Source organism: Pseudomonas kitaguniensis, assembly GCF_049199985.1.
Classification (GTDB): Bacteria; Pseudomonadota; Gammaproteobacteria; order Pseudomonadales; family Pseudomonadaceae; genus Aquipseudomonas; species Aquipseudomonas kitaguniensis.
This window is the reverse complement of sequence record NZ_JBLZPT010000052.1, coordinates 1-990: the sequence shown is the minus strand read 5'-3', so window position 1 is coordinate 990 and position 990 is coordinate 1. Positions and strand designations below refer to the sequence as shown.

The following is a 990-nucleotide window of genomic DNA, read 5'->3' as shown; positions in this document are numbered from 1 at the left end:
CCTGCTGACGCCGCGTTATGCAGCAACCGTCGTATCTCAGAGTCTCCTTGCTTACTCAGTGAGCGGCGTCCGCTCATTTGCCCTGATTCAGACACCCTCAAATCCATTCCCAAGAACGCGATATACGCATCGGCGTTTTCAAACTCGCCTCGCTGAAACGCCATCGTTAGTCCAACTGCGGTGAGAAAACCAATTCCTTCAACGGCTTGGCATCTCTTGACCTGATGCAACAGACCGGCCTTGGTGACGGCTTCTAACAGCCGCTTTTCAATCAGTGCTTCATGCCTGTCAAGACAGGCTGAGATGTTTTTCGAGGAGGCCTTAAGTAACGGCTCACCTGCCCAGCTCTGGTTAAGGGCAACGCGCATTTTCACAAGCGCCGCACGTCGGCGCAGCAAGCTTTGAAGTACGGTGTAAATCTTTGGCGGTGGGCTCCAGGCACGTAAATGGGCCTGCTCATTTGTCAAATAGCGAGACAGTAAGCGGGCATCGCTGGCGTCTGTTTTCGCCCGTCCACCCGTGCTTTTTCGGTAATGGCTCAGGCGGTACCCATCAACAACGTAAACCTTATGGCCCATTGAATAAGCCAGGTTGACGGTATCCAAGTGATAAATATTGGTGGCTTCAATCGCGATGGCACTGCCCGCAGGCAAAGATTTGAGCCACTCCTTAAGTGCGGTTTTGTTGTTCCTTACGATCCTTAGTTCATCGGTTTCACTTTGATGAACCACGACCTCAGCCTTAGCGACATCCACGCCGATGATTGATTGCGAGACAGTCATTGCCATGACAAACACTCCGGGTTAGGGTTTTCGGGCTTGTTGGGGCTTCACCGTTACGCTGGCTTGCTTCTATCGTCGGTCAGGGCCGATGCATTCCTTATCGGCGTTTTGGGTGAAGGGGTGGGGCGAAGTCTCCCACGGTCTGTACTGGCTAGAGTCAGATGCTGGCTTTTAGTCCCACCACCCCTACAAGTCTAACCATACAAGC

General features: G+C 52.8%; 1 protein-coding gene. It reads right to left on the bottom strand.

Annotated features, from left to right (window positions below):
* On the bottom strand, positions 1-788 hold a 788-nt coding region (locus ACOZK9_RS27325; protein ID WP_421556982.1), incomplete at its 3' end, for an IS110 family transposase.
* Positions 789-990: the final 202 nt, after the last annotated feature.